We start from the raw sequence: 2,158 nt of genomic DNA on the forward strand, positions 1-2,158 counted from the left end.
CCCTCGCCGTGGCGCCGGTGGCCGACGACGCCGGGCGCTGGCTGGATCTTTGCGCCGGGCCAGGCGGCAAGACCGCGCTGCTGGCCGCGTTGGGCGCGGCGTCGGGGGCCCGGATCACCGCGGTGGAACAGGCGCAGCACCGCGCCGACCTGGTTGCCCAAAACACCCGTGGCCTGCCGGTCGAGGTGTTGTGCGCCGACGGACGTCGCAGCGGCCTGGACCCGGGTTTCGACCGGGTGCTGGTCGACGTGCCCTGCACCGGGCTGGGCGCATTGCGGCGCAGGCCTGAGTCGCGCTGGCGGCGCCAGCCCGCCGACATCCCGGCGCTGACCCGGCTGCAACGCGAGTTGTTGGGTGCCGCGATTGAGCTGACCAGGCCCGGCGGCGTCGTGCTCTATGCCACCTGCTCGCCGCACCTGGCCGAGACGGTCGGCGTAGTCGGTGATGCGCTGCGACGCCATCCGGTCTCCGCGCTGGACGCGCGGCCGCTATTCGAACCCGTCGAAGATTTGGGGGAGGGCCCCTACGTTCAGCTGTGGCCGCACCGGCACGGCACCGACGCCATGTTCGCCGCGGCCCTGAAGGTGGATTGACCGCTGAGTGTGGGGTTGTGTCACGGATTCCGCCGAAAGGCGTGCATCAACCCCACACTCGGCGGCTGTCGTGCGATATCGCCAGACTAGGCTGAAGCCCATGTCAGGCAAGACCGACCGGCCATTGATCGCGCCGTCGATACTGGCCGCTGATTTCGCCCGGCTGGCCCACGAGGCCGCGGTCGTCGAAGGCGCCGACTGGTTGCACGTTGACGTCATGGACGCACATTTCGTGCCGAACCTAACGATCGGGTTGCCGGTAGTCGAAAGTCTGTTGGCGGCCAGCGACATTCCGATGGACTGCCATCTGATGATCGAGAACCCCGACCGATGGGCGCCGCCGTACGCCGAAGCGGGCGCCTACAACGTCACGTTCCACGCCGAGGCAACCGACAACCCGGTCGGCGTGGCCCGCGATATTCGCGCCGCCGGTGCCAAGGCAGGCCTGAGCATCAAGCCCGGCACTCCGCTGGAGCCTTACCTGGACATCCTCAAGGACTTTGACACTTTTCTGGTCATGTCGGTCGAGCCTGGTTTCGGCGGTCAGGACTTCATTCCCGAGGTGCTGAGCAAGGTCCGCACGGTACGCAAGATGGTCGACTCGGGTGAGTTGACGATCTTGATCGAAATCGACGGCGGCATCAATGCCGACACCATCGAGCAGGCCGCGGAGGCAGGTGTCGACTGCTTTGTCGCGGGCTCCGCGGTTTACGGTGCCGAGGATCCGGGCGTTGCGGTTGAGGCACTACGGCGACGGGCCGGTGCCGCGTCACCGCACCTACGCCGATGAGTGTGCAGGCGGCGGCCATCAGTTACGACGCCGCCATGCGACTTGCCGTCGAACACGCCGACCTGGTCAAGGGCAGCACTTATCCCAACCCGCCGGTCGGTGCAGTCATTCTGGACCGCGATGGCCGAGTCGCCGGCGCAGGCGGCACCCAACCGGCGGGCAGTGCGCATGCCGAGGTGGTGGCGCTGCGTCGGGCAGGGCGTCTGGCCGAGGGGGGCACCGCGGTGGTCACCTTGGAACCCTGCAACCACCACGGCAAGACCCCGCCGTGTGTGGACGCCCTGCTCGACGCGGGCGTCGCGTCGGTGGTGTACGCGGTCGCCGATCCGAACCCCACCGCCAGCGGCGGCGCAGCGCGACTTGCCGCCGCCGGAGTACATGTTGTCGGCGATGTGGAAGCCGACCTGGTCGCTGCCGGACCGCTGCGCGAATGGCTGCACAAGCAGCGCACCGGGTTGCCGCACGTGACATGGAAATACGCCACCAGCATCGATGGGCGCAGTGCGGCCGCGGACGGCTCAAGCCAGTGGATCACCAGCGCGGCCGCGCGCGCCGACCTGCACCGCCGCCGGGCAGCGGCCGACGCCATCGTGGTTGGCACAGGGACGGTGCTCACCGACGACCCGACGTTGACCGCCCGGGTGGCCAAAGCGAAACTGGCGGCTCGCCAACCGCTGCGTGTGGTTGTCGGCCACCGTGAAATACCTTCGGAAGCAAAGGTTCTCAACGACGACTCGCGGACGATGGTGATCCGCACCCGTGATCCGGCCGAAGT

At 68.5% G+C, this 2,158-nt stretch carries 2 protein-coding genes and 1 pseudogene; all 3 read left to right on the plus strand.

Annotated features, from left to right (window positions below; translation table 11 throughout):
- Positions 1-593 (plus strand): annotated as a pseudogene (locus tag WBF82_RS16260) (rRNA cytosine-C5-methyltransferase); the annotation flags it as partial.
- Positions 594-693: 100 nt separating this feature from the next.
- Positions 694-1,383 carry a ribulose-phosphate 3-epimerase gene (gene rpe / locus WBF82_RS16265; RefSeq protein WP_424384009.1) on the plus strand — a complete coding sequence of 230 codons (690 nt, stop codon included), beginning with the start codon at positions 694-696 and terminating at the stop codon, positions 1,381-1,383.
- A partial coding sequence (gene ribD / locus WBF82_RS16270; RefSeq protein WP_424384010.1) for a bifunctional diaminohydroxyphosphoribosylaminopyrimidine deaminase/5-amino-6-(5-phosphoribosylamino)uracil reductase RibD occupies positions 1,380-2,158 on the plus strand: 779 nt, incomplete at its 3' end. The genes rpe and ribD, both read left to right, overlap by 4 nt.

Source organism: Mycobacterium sp., assembly GCF_049673265.1.
Classification (GTDB): domain Bacteria; phylum Actinomycetota; class Actinomycetes; order Mycobacteriales; family Mycobacteriaceae; genus Mycobacterium.